Annotated in this window: 16 protein-coding genes; 4 read left to right on the top strand and 12 right to left on the bottom strand. The window is 71.0% G+C overall.

From position 1 onward, the window contains the following. Window positions 1-28: 28 nt before the first annotated feature. Entirely contained in the window at window positions 29-712 is a 684-nt protein-coding gene (locus tag DEJ27_RS00430; protein ID WP_110858572.1) for an SDR family NAD(P)-dependent oxidoreductase, read from the bottom strand. Window positions 713-813: 101 nt separating this feature from the next. On the opposite strand from DEJ27_RS00430, the gene DEJ27_RS00425 reads away from it, so the two are divergent. Then, window positions 814-1,656 carry a helix-turn-helix transcriptional regulator gene (locus DEJ27_RS00425; RefSeq protein WP_110858571.1) on the top strand — a complete coding sequence of 281 codons (843 nt, stop codon included), beginning with the start codon at window positions 814-816 and terminating at the stop codon, window positions 1,654-1,656. A 51-nt stretch (window positions 1,657-1,707) separates the two neighbouring features. Here the strand turns inward: DEJ27_RS00425 and DEJ27_RS00420 are convergent, their stop codons facing one another. The 4 genes from DEJ27_RS00420 to DEJ27_RS00400 form a co-directional block, all read right to left on the bottom strand. Further along, complete coding sequence (locus DEJ27_RS00420; protein ID WP_110858570.1) at window positions 1,708-2,115, bottom strand: RidA family protein; 408 nt, start codon at window positions 2,113-2,115, stop codon at window positions 1,708-1,710. A 79-nt stretch (window positions 2,116-2,194) separates the two neighbouring features. Beyond that, window positions 2,195-2,527 carry a Dabb family protein gene (locus tag DEJ27_RS00410; protein WP_110858569.1) on the bottom strand — a complete coding sequence of 111 codons (333 nt, stop codon included), beginning with the start codon at window positions 2,525-2,527 and terminating at the stop codon, window positions 2,195-2,197. 42 nt (window positions 2,528-2,569) lie between these two features. Then, complete coding sequence (locus DEJ27_RS00405; protein ID WP_110858568.1) at window positions 2,570-3,457, bottom strand: SDR family oxidoreductase; 888 nt, start codon at window positions 3,455-3,457, stop codon at window positions 2,570-2,572. A gap of 145 nt (window positions 3,458-3,602) precedes the next feature. Then, the gene (locus DEJ27_RS00400; protein ID WP_111090114.1) at window positions 3,603-4,334 is read right to left on the bottom strand and encodes a trypsin-like serine protease; all 732 of its coding nucleotides are present in this window, start codon (window positions 4,332-4,334) and stop codon (window positions 3,603-3,605) included. A gap of 188 nt (window positions 4,335-4,522) precedes the next feature. Here DEJ27_RS00400 and DEJ27_RS00395 point away from each other — a divergent pair, with 188 nt between their 5' ends. Beyond that, a complete protein-coding gene (locus tag DEJ27_RS00395; RefSeq protein ID WP_110858566.1) occupies window positions 4,523-5,236 on the top strand; it encodes a GAF and ANTAR domain-containing protein in 714 nt (237 codons plus the stop codon). Here DEJ27_RS00395 and DEJ27_RS00390 read toward each other — a convergent pair. Together DEJ27_RS00390 and DEJ27_RS00385 are read right to left on the bottom strand one after the other, a co-directional pair. Then, window positions 5,233-6,216, bottom strand: coding sequence for a diacylglycerol kinase family protein (locus DEJ27_RS00390; RefSeq protein ID WP_110858565.1), 984 nt, complete (start codon window positions 6,214-6,216; stop codon window positions 5,233-5,235). The genes DEJ27_RS00395 and DEJ27_RS00390 overlap by 4 nt on opposite strands. Window positions 6,217-6,236: 20 nt before the next feature. Then, window positions 6,237-7,388: an acyl-CoA desaturase gene (locus DEJ27_RS00385; protein ID WP_111090113.1), complete on the bottom strand. Its 1,152-nt coding sequence runs from the start codon at window positions 7,386-7,388 to the stop codon at window positions 6,237-6,239. 164 nt (window positions 7,389-7,552) lie between these two features. Here DEJ27_RS00385 and DEJ27_RS00380 point away from each other — a divergent pair, with 164 nt between their 5' ends. Then, entirely contained in the window at window positions 7,553-8,290 is a 738-nt protein-coding gene (locus DEJ27_RS00380; protein ID WP_110858563.1) for a GAF and ANTAR domain-containing protein, read from the top strand. 20 nt (window positions 8,291-8,310) lie between these two features. Here DEJ27_RS00380 and DEJ27_RS00375 read toward each other — a convergent pair whose 3' ends face one another. The 5 genes from DEJ27_RS00375 to DEJ27_RS00355 form a co-directional block, all read right to left on the bottom strand. Beyond that, complete coding sequence (locus tag DEJ27_RS00375) at window positions 8,311-8,685, bottom strand: HIT family protein (protein ID WP_220032908.1); 375 nt, start codon at window positions 8,683-8,685, stop codon at window positions 8,311-8,313. Window positions 8,686-8,744: 59 nt separating this feature from the next. Further along, window positions 8,745-9,782, bottom strand: coding sequence for a carboxypeptidase-like regulatory domain-containing protein (locus DEJ27_RS17900; RefSeq protein WP_110858561.1), 1,038 nt, complete (start codon window positions 9,780-9,782; stop codon window positions 8,745-8,747). Window positions 9,783-9,944: 162 nt separating this feature from the next. Next, a complete protein-coding gene (locus tag DEJ27_RS00365; protein ID WP_111090112.1) occupies window positions 9,945-11,201 on the bottom strand; it encodes an ice-binding family protein in 1,257 nt (418 codons plus the stop codon). Window positions 11,202-11,538: 337 nt separating this feature from the next. Then, on the bottom strand, window positions 11,539-13,674 hold the full coding sequence (locus tag DEJ27_RS00360) for an Ig-like domain repeat protein (protein ID WP_111090111.1): 2,136 nt from the start codon (window positions 13,672-13,674) through the stop codon (window positions 11,539-11,541). Between the two features lie 137 nt (window positions 13,675-13,811). Next, window positions 13,812-15,098, bottom strand: a complete 1,287-nt coding sequence (locus DEJ27_RS00355; protein WP_110858559.1) for a HupE/UreJ family protein — start codon at window positions 15,096-15,098, stop codon at window positions 13,812-13,814. A 122-nt stretch (window positions 15,099-15,220) separates the two neighbouring features. Between DEJ27_RS00355 and DEJ27_RS00350 the strand changes: the two genes are divergently transcribed. After that, window positions 15,221-15,937, top strand: a complete 717-nt coding sequence (locus DEJ27_RS00350; RefSeq protein ID WP_110858558.1) for a hypothetical protein — start codon at window positions 15,221-15,223, stop codon at window positions 15,935-15,937. The last annotated feature ends 16 nt before the right edge of the window (window positions 15,938-15,953 follow it).

Here is a 15,953-nt window from a genome sequence, read left to right as displayed (position 1 = left end):
CGCCACGGGCCTCCTGGCCGTCACGGCGTCACCACCCGAGCGGCTGGCCGTCCTCCAGGAACACACCGGTCGGGCCCTCCGGGCCCGCGTTCGCGGCGGCCGCGATCGTCGCGGCGCTGACCTCGACAGGGCGACCGTGCGGGTTCGGCATGCCACCGAACTCGGTGGCCGTGTAGCCGGGCTCGATCGCGACGAAGTGCACCTCGGGCACGACGCGGGCGTACTGCACCGTCAGCATCGAGACGGCCGCCTTGGACGCGCCGTAGACCACGGCCGGCACGGTGAACGCCGGCTTCGACGGGTCGTGGGTGGCGGTGAAGGATCCGAGCGCGCTCGACAGGTTCACCACGATCGGGTTCGCGGAGCGACGCAGGAGCGGCAGCGCGGCCTCGGTCGCGCGGATGGTGCCGACGGCGTTCGTGTCGAAGACGGCGAGTGCCTCGGGGCCGCTCTGTCCCCAGACGGCGATGCCGGCGTTGTTGACCAGGACGTCGAGGCCGCCGTTCGCGTCGACGTGGGCGAAGGCCGCGGCGACCGAGTCGTCGTCGCGGACGTCGAGCTGGACGGAGCGGGCGCCGACCTCGGTGGCGACGGCGGCGCCCTGGTCGGCGTCGCGGGCGCCGATCCAGACGGTGTGGCCCGCCTCGACGAGCTGGCGGGCGGTTTCCTTGCCGAGGCCGCGGGTGGCCCCGGTGATGAGTGTCGTTGTCATGGGTCCAGCGTCACGCTCGGCGCCGACCTCAGGGAGTCGCCCGGTTGTCGTAGGACCGTCAGGGCCAGGACTCGACCGCTCGACGCGCGCAGACTGGGGACATGGCGGACACGGACTTCGGGCACACCCTGCGGCGGCTGCGCGACCACGTCTCCCCCGACGCTGCCGGCATGGTCGTCGGGCCGCGTCGACGCGCAGCCGGGCTGCGGCGCGAGGAACTGGCGCAGCTCGCGGGGATCTCGGCCGACTACCTGACCCGGCTCGAGCAGGGGCGGGCGACCTCACCGTCCGCCCAGGTGGTCGAGGCGCTCGCGCGGGCGCTGCGGGTCGCCGATGCCGACCGCGAGCTGCTCTACCGGCTCGCCGGGCACGCGGTCCCCGGAGCCGATGTGGTTCCGTCGCGGATCCCACCGAGCGTGCAGCGACTGCTCGACCGACTGGCGGACACCCCCGTCGCGGTGCTCGACGCCGCGGGGAACCTGCTCGTCGCCAACGCCCCGTACGACGCGCTGATGGGGCCGATCGGGGCACTCCGCGGGAACGACCGGAACACGGCGTGGCGGCACCTGGTCGGATCCGGCAGCCGAGCCGTGCACACGCCCGAGGAGCAGGCGGCGTTCGAGGCGAACCTGGTGGCGGGGCTCCGGATGACCGCGGCCCGCTACCCGCTCGACCGCCAGCTGCAGCAGCTCGTGCGGGACCTGCGGGCGGCGAGTCCGCGGTTCGTCGAGCTGTGGGACTCGGGCGCGACCGCGCTCGGCGAGACCGCCCGCCGGAAGGTGATCGACCACCCGGACGTCGGGCTGATCACGCTCGACTGCGACACCCTGGTCGTCGGGCCGGAGGACCTGCGGATCCTGGCGTACACGGCCGTGCCCGGGTCGGTGGACGCGGAGCGGCTGGCGCTGGCGATCGTGGTGGGGACGCAGTCGTTGGTGGAGTGAGGCGAAGTCACTGTGGTTGTGCGGTGCGGGTCCGCAGTGACCCCGCCGGCTTCAGTCGGCGACAGCCGCGACGGCTTCGATCTCGACCAGTTGGTCGTCGTACCCGAGGACCGTGACCCCGAGCAGAGTGCTCGGCACGTCGTGAGTGCCGAAGGCATCGCGGACCACCTGCCAGGCGGTGACGAGATCAGCCTGCCGCGAGGACGCCACGAGCACCCGGGTGCTCACGACGTCCTCGATGGAGGCACCTGCCGCACGCAGCGCCTCCTGCATGGTCTCGATGCACCTGGCGGCCTGGCCCGCGTGGTCCCCGACCGCGACGGTCGACCCGTCCGGGGCGAGCGGGCAGGCCCCGGCGAGGAACACGAGCCGCGTCCCAGCCGGCACGGTGGACGCGTACGCGTACTGCGCCACGTCGCTCAGGACGTCGGACCGGATGAGACGGACAGCGCTGGCCATCGCCCCATCCTGCCCGCGATCGCTGAGCAGCCAGGCCGAGAGAGACCAGCACCTGGTGCTCTGCACGGCCCCGGCCGGTTCACCCGACGCGGATGCCCTGGCGCTCCTCGGGCTGCTCGGCGTCCTCGACGTCGAACACGACGCCCCGGGCACTCGCTGCACCGATGAACTCGGCCACCGGCCGGTGCTCCGGGTGCGGCAAGTACTCGGCGAGCGCGGCACGATCGCGGAACCGGACGACGAGCATCCAGTGGAACCCGCCCTCCAGTCCCTCCGTGCTCACGCTCGTGCCGGACTGCACCGACTCGACCCCCTCGATCCGTGGCAGGTGCTCGCGCGACAGGGCCGATGCCTCGGACGACCGGTCCTCCCCGTCCCACTCGACCAGCACGGTGTGCGTCACTCCGGACACGTGGTCCCCTTCCTCGAACGCAAGAACACGAAACCCAGAACCTCAGAACGCCGGCGTCCCACCGGCGATCGTGATCGTCGACCCGGACTGGTAGCTCGACTCCGGGCTGACCAGGTGCACGTAGGCGGCGCCGAGCTCGGCGGGCTGCCCGGGGCGGCCGAACGGCGAGCTCTCGCCGAAGTGCGACACCGTCTCGGCGTCGTCGGAACCCGGCTGCAACGGCGTCCACACCGGCCCCGGCGCGACGGAGTTCACACGGATGCCCTTCGGCGCGAGCTGCTGCGCGACGGCCTCGGTGAAGAGCTTGATCGCGCCCTTCGACACGGCGTAGTCGATCTTGTCCGGCGAGGGCGTCGACGCCTGGATCGAACCGGTCGTCACGATGGTCGACCCGGGCTCGAGGTGCGGCACCGCGGCCTTGGTCAGCCAGAACAGCGAGTAGATGTTGGTCTTGAAGGTGGAGTCGAACATCGACGTGTCGAGCGTCAGGATGTCCTCGTTGCTCTCCATGCGACCCGCCACCATGACCAGGGTGTCGAGGCCGCCGAACTCGTCGACGCCCTTCTGCACCAGATCCGTGCAGTACTGCTCGTCGGAGATGTCCCCGGGGAACAGCACGGCCCGACGGCCTTCTGACTCGAGCAGGTCGCGGACCTGTTCCGCGTCCTCCTGCTCGTCCGGCAGGTACGAGAGCACCAGGTCCGCTCCTTCGCGCGACAGCGCGATGGCGGCGGCACGGCCGATGCCGGAGTCGGCACCGGTGACGATGCCGCGGTACCCCTTCAGGCGTCCGAGCCCGACGTAGCTCTCCTCGCCGTGGTCGGGCTTCGGGTCCATCTTCCACGCGGCGCCCGGCAGCGACTGCTCCTGCTTCGGGTACGGCGGTGCCGGGTAGAGGGTGTTCGGATCGCGCTTCTCGTACTGGCTCATGGCCCCACTGTCGTCGCAGCGCCCGCACGGGCGCTCAGCTGGTGGGTGACGGACGCTGAGCAGGCGACCGGGTCCTGGAAGACGGGTGGGGACGGACCGGAGGCGCGGTGCGGGCCCGCACCGCGCCTCCGGTCCGTCAGGTGGCTCAGACGCCGGCCGTGGTCCGGATCCAGGACGAGGCCTGCGACAGCAGGGCGTAGTTCGAGCCGGCCCTGGTGTTCGCACCCGGGTCGGCGCTGTCGCCGGTGGAGCAGACGGCGACGACCTTGCCGTTGACGAGCAGCGGGCCGCCCGAGTCGCCGTGGTTCGAGGCGCCGGTCACCCCGGTGAGGTGCTGGGCACGACCGTTGAAGGCGTCGGTGCTCGCGCCGGTGAGCGAGACGGTGGCCTGGTAGAGGCCGTCGGACTGTGTCGCGTTCGCGCGCAGGCCGTAGCCCTGGATGGTGCCGGTGCCGCTCGACTTGGCCGTCACGGTGAGGTCGAGGGGTGCGTAGGTGGACAGCGAGTAGGCGGTCCGCAGGTGCACGAGCGCGATGTCACCCGCCGGCGATGCGCTGACCCGGTCGACGGCGACGGCCGCGCCGCGGTTGACGGTGGAGTTGGAGTGGTACACGTTCATCGCACCGATGCCGTCGATGCAGTGCCGGGCGGTGAGGATCCACGAGGCGTTGAGCTGCTCGCCGGTGCAGTTGCTGACGTAGCCTGCGGGGATGCTCCCGCCCGAGGCTTCGAGCTGCACCGCCCACGAGGTGGTGGGGGCCTTCTCGCCGCCGACGACCTTCGTGCTGACGGGCAGCGCGGACGCGGGCGAAGCGGCGAACACGCCGGCGGTGATGACGGCGACCGCGGCGAACGCGGCTGCGATGGACTTCTTCATGACGACTCCTCTGTCGGTGAAGCACCTGCCAGTTGCTCTGTGCAACTGATGCGTCATCCTGACCCCCTGTCCGGGGGTCGCACCAGTCCGCACTTCGACGGACGCGCCTGCTTGCGGACTCGAGAGCCGTGATCCGGTACGCGAACTGGCTGAGCCGTGCGCCATCGGTCTGGTCGTAGCGTCGAAGCATGACGACCAGTGACGCGATCAACCTGCCGGATCGGTTGACTCCGGCCCTGGACACCGACCTCGAGGTGCTCGACGCCATGGACCGTGTCATCGCGGCGTGCGTGGAGGGGACCTCGGCGACGGAGGCGGGGATCGTGCTGGCCGACCGGTACGGCGTACTGCAGGTCATCGCCTCGACGAGCGAGCGCAGCAGCGAGGCCGAGGAAGCGCAGCTCGGCACGAACGAGGGCTCGTGTCTCGACTGCTACCGGACCGGGAAGACGATCGACGTGCCCGACGTGTCCACGCACGAGTCGGAGTGGCCGACGTTCGCGGCGACGATGCGCGAACGGGGGCTGCAGGGCACGTTCGCCGAGCCGATCCGTCTGCGGGACCGGACCATCGGCTCCCTGTGCGTCTTCGCCGACCACACCCGCGGGCACAACGACCAGGACGTCGTGCTGCTCCAGCTGCTCGCCGACGCGGCTTCGGCTGCCCTGGTCCGACAGCGCGACCGCGGGGTGTCGACCACGATCGAGGAACAGGTCGAGGACGCGCTCGAGGCCCGGGTGCTCCTCGAACAGGCCAAGGGCGCACTCGCGTACCGACGGGGCATCCGGATGGACGAGGCGTTCCAGATCCTGCGACGTACTGCTGCCGGTGCGGGCCGCGGGATCCGGGCCATGGCGGAGGACGTCGTGCACCGGGGTGCCGACCTCGGCAGCACCGGCTAGACCGGTTCCGTCCGGAGGACCAGCCCGTGGTGCTGCGTGGTGAGCGACACCGCGACCACCTCGCCGAACGCATCACCGTCGAGCTGCACACGCTCCGGGGTGTCGACGGTCAGCCGCAGCGTCCGTGCCCGGGTGTACCGGAGCGCACGGGAGGTCGGCAGCACCCGGGCCAGGAGCCGCCCGAACCGGGTGCGCGCGAAGAACCGGTTGAGCGTCAGGGCGTACCCGACCTTGGTCCACCCGAACCACCCGGCCGGCCGGAACGCCACGGCGTCGAGGATCCCGTCGTCCGGGCGGGCAGCGGGGAGCAGCAGGATGCCCGCGGTCAGGGTGCCGCAGTTCCCGACGATGATCGTGTGCGCGCTCATGCTGCGGAGCGGGCCGTCGTCGATCCCGTAGTGCACCGGGATCCGCCGGTTGCCGATCACGGACCGGGCGATGGGATCCGAGTAGGCCACCCACCCCAACCGCTTCTTCACCCACGCGTTCGTGTCCGCGGCCATGCTCGCATCGAGCCCGATGCCGGTCATCACCAGGAACGCGTGCGACGTCGTGGTGCCCGACGGGTCGGTCAGGTCGGCCAGCCCGACGTCGATCGGGCGGTCCGTCCCGCCGAAGCCCGCACGGACGGAGCGCACCAGGTCGCCGAGGGGCAGCCCGAGGTTCCGTGCGAACAGGTTGCCGGTGCCGCTGGGGACGAGCGCGACCGGCGTCCCGGTGCCGCGGAGTTCCTCGGCGACGACCCGGAGCGTGCCGTCCCCGCCGGCGACGAGGACGACGCTCGGGCGGGCGTCGCGCGCGGCCCGTGCGGCAGCCCGTCCGTCGTCGTCGGCCCTCGTGACGAACCAGAGCGACTCGGCCCATCCGTGGACGCGCTCCTCGGCGGCGAGCACCGCTCGGAGGCGCGCCTGGTCGATCTTGGTCGGGTTCACGACCACCGCTGCCCGCAGCTGGTGGGCGTCGTTCGGGAGGTTCGGCACGGGGCAGGGCGGGGCGGGGCTCAGTGGATCCGGAGTTCGGTCACCATGGGGCAGACGAAGGGGTCGCGGGCGGCGAGGCCGACGCGGTTGAGGTAGCGGACGACGATGCCGTAGGAGCGCAGCAGCGTCGTCTCGGTGTAGGGCACGTCGAGGGTGTCGCAGTGGTCACGGACGAGCAGGCGGGCCTGCTTCAGCGCCGGACGCGGCATCGACGGGAACAGGTGGTGCTCGACCTGGTAGTTCAGCCCGCCCATCAGGAACGACACCCACCAGCCGCCACGGATGTTGCGCGAGGTGCGCACCTGACGGGAGAAGAAGTCGACCTTCGCGTCGTGCGCGATGGTCGGCATGCCCTTGTGGTTCGGGGCGAACGAGGCACCCATCATCACGCCGAACACGGCCAGCTGCACCCCGAGGAACGCACACGCCATCCCGAACGGCAGGAACCAGAACACGACCGTCAGGTAGATGGCGAAACGCGCCACGAGCAGGATGCCCTCGAGGACCCGACCCCGGGTGTCGCTGCGGCCACCGGTGCCCCGGAGGACCGACACGACGGCAGCCCGGTGCAGGTTGATCCCCTCGAGCGTGAGCAACGGGAAGAACAACCAGCCCTGGTACTGCACGAACACCCGGAGCGGCCTGTTCGTCACGGCGGCGGCGTCCTCCGGCAGGAACCGGATCGCGTCCGGCGCGATGTCCGGGTCCTTGCCGACGGTGTTCGGGTTGCCGTGGTGGCGCGTGTGCTTGTTCATCCACCACGAGTAGCTGAGGCCCACCAGGAACGTGCCGAGCCAGCGGCCCGCGCGGTCGTTCCACTTCTGGGACTCGAACACCTGACGGTGCGCGGCCTCGTGCGACAGGAACGCGAACTGCGTGAACAGCACGCCCAGCGCACCGGCCACGATGAGCTGGAACCACGAGTCACCGAGGAACGCGAACACGACCCAGCACGCGGCCGTGGCCAGGACGAGCGCGGAGAACAGCGCCCAGTAGAAGCCCCGACGGCGCTCGAGCAGCCCGGCTTCCTTCACCTGCGCCAGCAGCGCGGAGTAGGACGAGGTGCCGCCGGTCCGCGGTCCGACCGGAGAGCCGGTCTTCCGGTAGCCGCTGGCGAGGGGTTTCGAGCTGGTCTCCCGCTGCGGGCTGGTACCGGCGTGCTGCGTCGTCATGGATTCCCTGGTCGTCATCGGAATGGCGGAACGTTCCGGCGGCCGGGGTCTGGGGCAGCTGCTCCAACGCTAGAGCCGCCGCGCTCCCGGGTGCAAGCCACAGGTCCGCGTGTCCGCTGCTCGGTTACGGTTGTCCCGCCTGCTCGACGGAAGGACCGCTCCACATGACCGAGGTACGCGAAGCACGACTGGTCGAGACGTTCGTGACCCTCACCGACAGCCTGGTGGCGGACTACGACGTGGTCGACGTCCTGCAGACGCTGGTCGACCGGGCAGTGGAGTTGTTCGACGCCGCCGCGGGCGCGATCCACCTGCTCGACCAGCAGGACGAGCTGCGCGTCGTCGCGTCGACGAGCGAGCGCAGCAGCTTCATCGGTCTGCTCCAGCTCAACGCCGGTGAGGGGCCCTGCATCACCGCCGTGACCACCGGCCGGCTGGTGACCTCGGAGAACGCCGACGACCTGCGGCAGCACTGGCCCCGGTTTGCCGAGGCATCGAGGGCTCGCGGCTACGCGGGCGTCCACGCCATCCCGCTCCGGCTGCGGGACACCACCGTCGGGTCGCTGAACCTGTTCCGCGAGACGGAGGGAGCGCTGAACGGTGCCGACGCCCGAGCCGCGCAGGCCCTCGCCGACGTCGCGACCATCAGCCTGTTGCAGCAACGGACCCTCGAGCACGCGACACTCACCGCGGAGCAGCTCCAGCGTGCGCTCGACAGCCGGGTCGCCATCGAACAGGCCAAGGGGTACCTCGCACGTGCGGCCGGGGTCGACGTCGAGGAGGCCTTCGGCATGATCCGTCGCTACGCCCGCACACACCAGCGCTCCCTGAGCCAGGTCGCCGCAGCCGTGGCACGCGACGACGTCCCGCTCGCCGACCTCATCGGGGCCGGAGTGTCCTGAGGGTTCCCTCGGGACGGTCCTCACCGGTGCGACGCGCGGGTGCCGGTCGGGTAGCGGCCCCGGCCCGGGATCGTGTGCCGGATGCCCCCGGCCGGGTCCGGCACGTCGCCGCCGTACCGTGGGATCACGTGCAGGTGGGCGTGGAACACCGTCTGCCCGGCTGCCGCGCCGTCGTTGAACCCGACGTTGTACCCGTCAGGTCGGTACCGGTCGTCGAGCACCAGCTTGAGTGCGCGGACGAGCCGCGTCATCGCGGCGACTTCGTCCGCGGTGGCGTCGAACCACGACACCACGTGGCGCTTCGGGACGACCAGGCTGTGCCCGGTCGAGACCGGGTTCGCGTCCAGCAACGCCACGACCAGGTCGTCCTCGACGAGCCGGGAGGCCCGTGGCACGTTGTCGAAGACGCATCCGGTGAGCGCGTCGTCACGGTCTCGGGCGTCGGGTTCGGGGATCAGCGCGTGCTCCAGAACGAGATGGTCCGGCTCTCGTCCCGCACGACCGCGGTGTGCGACGACGCCCGGTCGGCGACCGGGCGGTTGCCCTCGCCGCCGTACCAGTAGGAGACGTACCGGTTCTGGCTGGGTGACCATCCGACCACCTCGACCTTGTACCGGCCGGGGCTCAGGACCACGCCGAAGATGCCGCCGCGCCCCGGCGACCAGTAGACCAGGCGGGTGTCGAAGGTGCTGCCGATCGACTCGCCGTACACGTGCACCGTGGCCCCGGTGAAGTCGGTGTCGAGCTGCGGGTTCACGATGGCGGACAGGGTGACCCCGACGGTCGAGCTCGCGCCGACGTCGTCCAGCACGGTCTCGGCCCGGCCGCCCGCCTGGTTCGCGACGCGGACGTAGGAGCGCGGCGCGGTGGAGCCGGGGTCGCGGTGGAACCCCCACGACTGACCGCGCAGCGCCGGCCACGAGTCGAGGGACTCGTCGTGCGCGTTGACCTGCACGCTGTAGTCGTCGCTCGGCAGGCCGTGCACCCAGTAGTGCCCGTCTCGGGCGGTGACGGTGCGACGCACCGTTCCGGTGTTCCAGCCGCGCACGACGACGGCCGCGCCGGACAGGTCGGCGCCGTACGGGTTGTGTGCGGTCCCACCGATCGATGCGCCGCGTCGCACGACCAGGACGACGGTCTCGTGCGCTCCGGGGCCGACCGTGATGCCGGTGCGCTCGGCGGGGAGCACGTCGTCGAAGCCGTACGAGCCCTCGCGCTCGCCGTGCAGGCTCCACGTGCCGGACGGGACGGCGTCGAACGTCAGCCGCCCGCGTGCGTCGCTCGAGGCAGAGGCCGTGGTCGCGCCCTCCGGGGTCCGCAGGTCGACCACCACCCCCGACATCGGCAGCGGGCGCTTCTCCGGGTGGGTGAGCATCACGGTGAGCGCGCCGTCGTCCGGTGCTGCCAGGGCCGCGGTCGTCGGTGCGAGGATCACCCCGACCAGCGTCAACACGGTCGTGATGCCGACCACCGTGCGTCGTCGAGTCGTCATGGCGTACCCCTGCTCCCCTTGCGAGGCCGCCCCTGACCCCGTTGCAGTGGAGCGTAGACGTGTCGAGGCGCCTGCGCACCGTCGCCGGATGTGCACTGCTCGCGGGGTGCTGGCAACGGCGAAGGACCCCGCGACCGGGGTCACGGGGTCCTTCGGGGTTCGTCAGATGCGGCCGACGGTGCGACGGCGACGACGCAGCAGGACCATGAGGGTTGCACCCGCGGCGAGCAGCGCGGCGGCGATGCTCAGCGGGACGGTCGGGTCCGAGCCGGTGAACGCGAGCTCACCGGTGGGCTGGTCGGTTCCGCCGCCACCACCGCCGGTGCCTGCGGTCGCGGGGCCGCTCGGGGTGTCGGTGGGCGCCACTGCGGGTGCCGTCGGGGTGGGCGTCGCGGTCGGCACCGGAGCCGGGGCGCGGACGGTGATCGTGACGACGCTGGTGTCGTCCGGGCTGGTGCCGTTCGACGCGGTGATCGTCACGGTCGAGGTGCCCGGGGTGGTCGGGGTGCCGGAGATGACGCCGGTGGTGCTGTCGATCGTCAGGCCGTCGGGCAGGCCCGTGGCTGTGAAGGTCGGGTTCGGGGTGCCGGTCGCGGTGACCGTGGACGAGTAGGGCACGTCCACGGTGCCGTCGGACGGGGTGCCCGAGGTGATGGTCGGCGACTCGGACGGGGTGCCCGGCGCGGGGCAGCCGTTCGATGCCGTGATCGTGTTCGTGTCGAGGGTGACCGCGCCGGTGCGGGCCAACAGTCGGCCCTGCACGGTCGCGCCGGTGGTGGCGGTCACGGACTGCTGCGCCAGGACGGTGCCCTGGAACCGGGCGCCGGTGCCGACGGTGGCGGAGCTGCCGACCTGCCAGAACACGTTGCACGAGCTGGCACCGCCGGTGATCACGATCTGGCTGGCGGACCCGATGGTCAGGGTCGACGCGGCCTGGAACACCCACACGGAGTCCGCGCTGCCGGCCAGGGTCAGCGCACCGTTGTTCGCCAGGGCGAGGGCGCCGCCGGAGTACACGCCGGGTGAGAGCGAGAGGCCGTTCAGCTCGGTCAGACCGGTCTGGGTCGGGGAGAGCGACGCGGCGACGTTGTACGCGGTGGTGGTGTCGCGCTGGGCCTGTGCGGCTGCGGCGTCGGTCTGGTGCGTGGTGCCGTTGACGACACCGTCGGGTGCGCCGCCGAAGCCGGTGATGGACGTGCCCGGCGACAAGCCGAGGTCGCCGTTGATCACGGAGGGGCCGGTGTTCGTGACCGCGCTCGCCCCGAGGACGCCGTAGGTCGAGGCCGTTCCGAGGTTGACGGGGCCGTCGATGACCGTGGCGGCCGATGCCCCACCACCGGTACCGAGGGTGATCAACACGGCGGCGGCGGCCGCCGACACGACCAGGAGGGAACTGCGTCTGAGATGGCGAGCGTGCATGGTCCGGCCTCTTCCTGCAAGGAGAGGCGGGGTGACGTCGGCGACGAGCGCGCATTCTCAGTGGCTCGAAGTATGGCCCTCCGCACAGCGATCACCTAGGAATGTCTGGACATTCGCTCAAAGCCTGGCAGTTGGCCTGGCTGTCTAGGCGATCCCGGCCTGTTGGCGCATGCTCACCACAGGTTGACCGGTCGCTCTCACCAGCGGACGGGTAGGGAGTTCGGGTCTCCCGTCAGCCGGTGTGGCACCGGTCCCGGGTAGGACCGGTCGCCCGCCCCCGGCCACACGGCGAAGGGCCCCGCGATGGAGATCGCGGGGCCCTTGCTGGTGCCTGGTGCTACTTGATGACGACCGTGATGGTCGGGCTGGTGCTCGTGGCGATCTCGGAGGTGCCGAGGAAAACGGCGTGCAGCTTGTGCGTGCCCTTCTTCAGCTTGAGCGCCGAGGTGTTCGTGCCGTGCGACACCTTGACGTCGGCGAGGCGCTTCGAGCCCTCGTAGATCCGCACGGTGCCGTCGACACGGAAGCCGGTGGCGCCGACCTGCACGCTCGCCTTCCCGCCGCTGTACTTCAGGACGGCACGGGACGGGGCCTTCGACACGGTCACCGTCGTCGCCTTGGCCGTCGTCGAGTCCGTGCCCGAGTAGGTCGTGTCGGCGTTCGCGAACGAGGCCGTCACCGAGTGCTTGCCGATGGCGAGGGCGCTCGGCAGCGTGGTGCTGGCCGTGCCGTTCTTCACCGGAGCTGTGCCGAGCACCGTCTTGCCGTCACGGAAGGTCACGGTGCCCTGCTGGGCACCGACCCCGCCGCCGATGGTCGCGGTGACCGTGACGGGCGTCTTGGTGCGGTACGTCTGCGTCGCAGCCGACACCGAGAGCGTGGTGGTCGTCGTCGGCAGCGTGGCGTGCAGGTTGAACTTGTCGACCGTCGAACCGATCGCGGCCGGGTCGGCGGTGGCCGTCGGCTGGAGCGTCACGCCGCAGCTGTCGACCTTGCCGTGCTGCACCGCCGAGTTGAGCGTGGTGCAGTCGCTGGCACGGATGTTCTCGACGGCGAGCTTGTCGTCGGTGACCGAGACCTTCACGAAGGTGCGGACGTGCTCCTGGTTCTCGACCGAGTTGGCGAAGTGGCGCTGACCCGTCGGGTCGAGCGGGTCCGCGCCGTAGCCGCCCTGGGTGGCGTCCGGGGTGGTGAGGTCGTAGTACTTCGAGCCCGAGGCCGAGTTCGCCGTCATGTAGATGACGCCGCCGGGGCCGGAGAAGACGTCGGGAGCAGCGGGCTGCTCGTTGACGTTGGCCTTCTTGCCGTTCTTGATCGCGTAGCTGCGCGAGTAGGAGTGGTCGTGGCCCTGCAGGACGAGGTCGACGCCCATGTCCGAGAACGAACGCGTGAAGTCGAACCGGCGCTGCTGGTTGTCACGGTCGTTCGCGTGGTCGGCGGGCGAGTAGATCGAGTGGTGGTAGACCAGCGTGGTCCACTTCGCGTCGTCGCCGTGACGGGTGATGACGTCGCGCACGTAGTTCACGTGGGCAGCGTCCGAACCGGCCGCGTAGGCGTTCGAGTTGATGTCGATGAACAGGACGCCCTTGTACATGTACCAGTAGTCGCCACCCGAGTTCGCGGTCGTGTTGCCGCCCGGGTAGAAGTCCGGCACCTTCAGGGAGTTCGGCACCTGGTTGTGCTGCTCGTAGGCCTTGCCGCCCACGTCGTGGTTGCCGATGGTCGAGGCCCACGGGTAGCGCTTCAGCACGTCGCTGCTGTCGGCGAAGGCGCCCCACTCGTACTCGTTGTTGGCGTGCTCGACCTGGTCGCCACCGGAGACCAGGAGCTCGGCGTCCGGCTCGGTCGACGTGGCGTACTTCAGCGTGTCCGCCCAGCCCGCGCCGTCGTCGTCGGTGAAGCCCGACGATCCGATCTGCGGGTCGCCGAAGAACAGGAAGTCGAAGTCGCCGGAGAAGCTCTTCGTGGTGAAGGTGTACGACGCGGACCAGGCCGAACCGTCCGCCGCACCGACGTGGTACGTGTACGAGGTGTTCGGCTCGAGGGCCGAGATGGTCGCGTGGGCGTTGATGTAGCCCGACTCGGCGGCGATGCCGGGGATGCTCTTGGTGTTCGAGTCGGTCGCGCTCGTGTCGGCTGCAGTGTTCGCGGCCTTCGACGCGGCGATCGTCTGCTTGGCGTCGGTGAAGCCACCGTCCGTCATGGACGCGGTCTTCTGGATCTCGAGCGACTGCGCGACGTTGGTGGGGAAGTACCACGAGGCGATGCGCTGGCTCTCGGTCGCGCCGACGCCGAGCAGGATGTGGATCGGGCCACCGGTCGAGATGTTGGTGGTGGGGGTGTTCGTCGCAGCGGTGGCGGCGTTCGTCCCGACCATCGAGGCACCGGCGATGAGCGCCGCCCCGAGGACGGCTCCGCAGACGCGGAGGGTGGTGGTTCTGCGCCGGGTAGTGGCGCCGGACAGGAGACTCATGTGGGTCCGTTTCTCAGACGTGGGATGGTGCAGCACGGAAGACTCTGCATGCACTGCAAAACGTCTTGGTGAACGCTGAGTGACGGTTCGTCGCTGTTCAGGAACGAGCTCGACCTGTCGACGTTCCCTTGCGACCGTCAGCCCGCCGCCAGCCGTTCGACGAACCAGATCATCCCCATCACGAACACGCCGGCGGTCACGGCGCCCGTCACCCAGAGCGACGCCCGGTGTGCCTTCCGCCGCAGCAGTGAGAGCGGCGGGAACACGATGACGATGATCGCGAGCTGCACGGCCTCGATGCCGACGTTGAAGATCAGGAGCGAGACGAGCAGCTGCCACGAGAACGCCTCGTGGATGCCCAGCGCCCCGGCGAACCCGAGCCCGTGGATGAGCCCGAAGGCGAAGACGACGGCCAGGCGGGTCCACCCGGCACGATCGAGCGAGAAGTGTCCGTGCTCACCGACCACCAGCTCGTCGGCCCGCGATCGACGACGCCAGAGCCGCCACAGGTACCAGCCGGCGACCGCGGCGATCGACAGCGCGATGAGCGGTTCCACGACGATCGCGGGCGGGCTGACCACTCCGAGGGCGGCGAGGATGAACGTGATCGAGTGCGCGATCGTGAACGCGGACGCCGTGTAGACGACCTCGCGCAGTCGACGCGACCCGGCGATGAGCGCCACGAGGAACAGGATGTGGTCGATCCCGGTCAGCAGGTGCTCGGCGCCGAGGCGGAAGAACTCCCAGAAGCGCTCGCCCGCCGACTGCTCGGTCGAGAACGTGCGCTGGGAGGCGTCGAGGGTGGCCGAACCGGTCCGGTCGTCGACGTCGTAGGTGACGATCGTCTTGGTGTCGCGCACGAAGGTCTCGTCGTCGGGGAACAGCTCGGACGACACCACGTGCCCGGACTGCGTCTCCGAGGGTTCCGGGCAGGTGAAGTCCGCGGTCACGTGGGCGTACGGCACCTCGTCCTGCAGATCGACCGTGACGGTGTCGTCGAGCGTGCCCGTGCAGGCCTGCCCGCCGGCTCCGGTCACCGTGAAGCGGTCGAACACGTACTTCCCGATCGCGTCGGTGTGCGCCTCGGCAGCCGTCACCATCCCCGGGAAGTCCCCATCGTCCCAGGCCGTCTGCCCCTGCTCGTGCAGCGTGTCGTCGTGCTCGCTCGTGGCCACCGAGACGAGCATCAGGTCGTACTCGAGCCCGAGCTCCGCCTGCACGACCGTCGGCTCCGTGGACGTGACGTCGGCGTACACGACCGAGCTGAAGCCGTGCGCCGACGCCGGCGCCGCCCCCGCGAGCACACCGATCACGACCACCCCGAGCAGCACGAGCGCGGCGACGACCCGTGCGACGAGCGCGGACGCGGGAGACGAGTGGGCAGGGCGGGCGCGCAGGAGCGCGGCGGTGGTTCCGGAGGGCACGCGCAGACGATCCGGCCCGCAGACGACCGGCAGGTGAACAACCGGTGACCAGCGGCGGGACGGGTGTTGGACAGGTCCCCCGACCGGCCCGGGGCGGCCGTCGGGCGTGCTTGCATGGTGCCGTGACCCGCATCGCCACCCGGACGACCGTCCTGTTGACCGCCGTCGCCCTCGCCGGTGTCGGCGCCGTCCTGCTGGCCGGCTGCTCCGGGGCGTCGGACGGCACCACCGGCGGCGCCGGCCCGACGGCGACCGCGTCGGCGCACGCCTCGGCCGGGGTCCTGGGCGCCGGGTTCTCCGACCCCGACCAGCCGCCGGCGCCCGAGGCCACCATCCACCCGGAGCCCGGTTCGTGGTCCGGTGTGCACGCCCCCACCGGCTACGACGTCGTGCTGCTCTCCGACGCTGGTGACGCCGCCGACGCCCCGACCCGTACCCTGCTCGACGCCGTCGAGTCGTGGGCCGCGGACGAGGACGTCACCGTCACCCCGGTCTCGGCGAAGGACGCCGACGACCGCATCGCCGCGGTCCTGCGCGCCGTCGACGCCGAGCCCGACCTGGTCATCACCGTCGGCAACCACATGGTCGACCCGCTCGCGGCCGTCTCGCCGACCGCGCTCCACCAGCAGTTCCTGGTCGTCGGTGCCGAGATCGCCGAGCCGACGTCGAACGTCACGGCGGCGGACTGGACGGGCGGCGGGTTCCGCGGCGAAGGCCTCGGCCCGTCGAGCCACTACGACCCCGAGACCTTCACCGAGGACCGCGCGGCCCGTGGTCTGCGCGCCGGGCTCGCCGCCGTGCTCCACGACCTGCGCGGCATCGTCGTCTGGGTGCCCTGACCCTGGCGGTCCCCCG

Origin of the sequence: Curtobacterium sp. MCPF17_018 (genome assembly GCF_003234135.1) — a bacterium.
Lineage (GTDB): Bacteria > Actinomycetota > Actinomycetes > Actinomycetales > Microbacteriaceae > Curtobacterium > Curtobacterium flaccumfaciens.
Note: the sequence above shows the minus strand (reverse complement) of the source record. Positions and strands in the feature narration are given on the sequence as shown.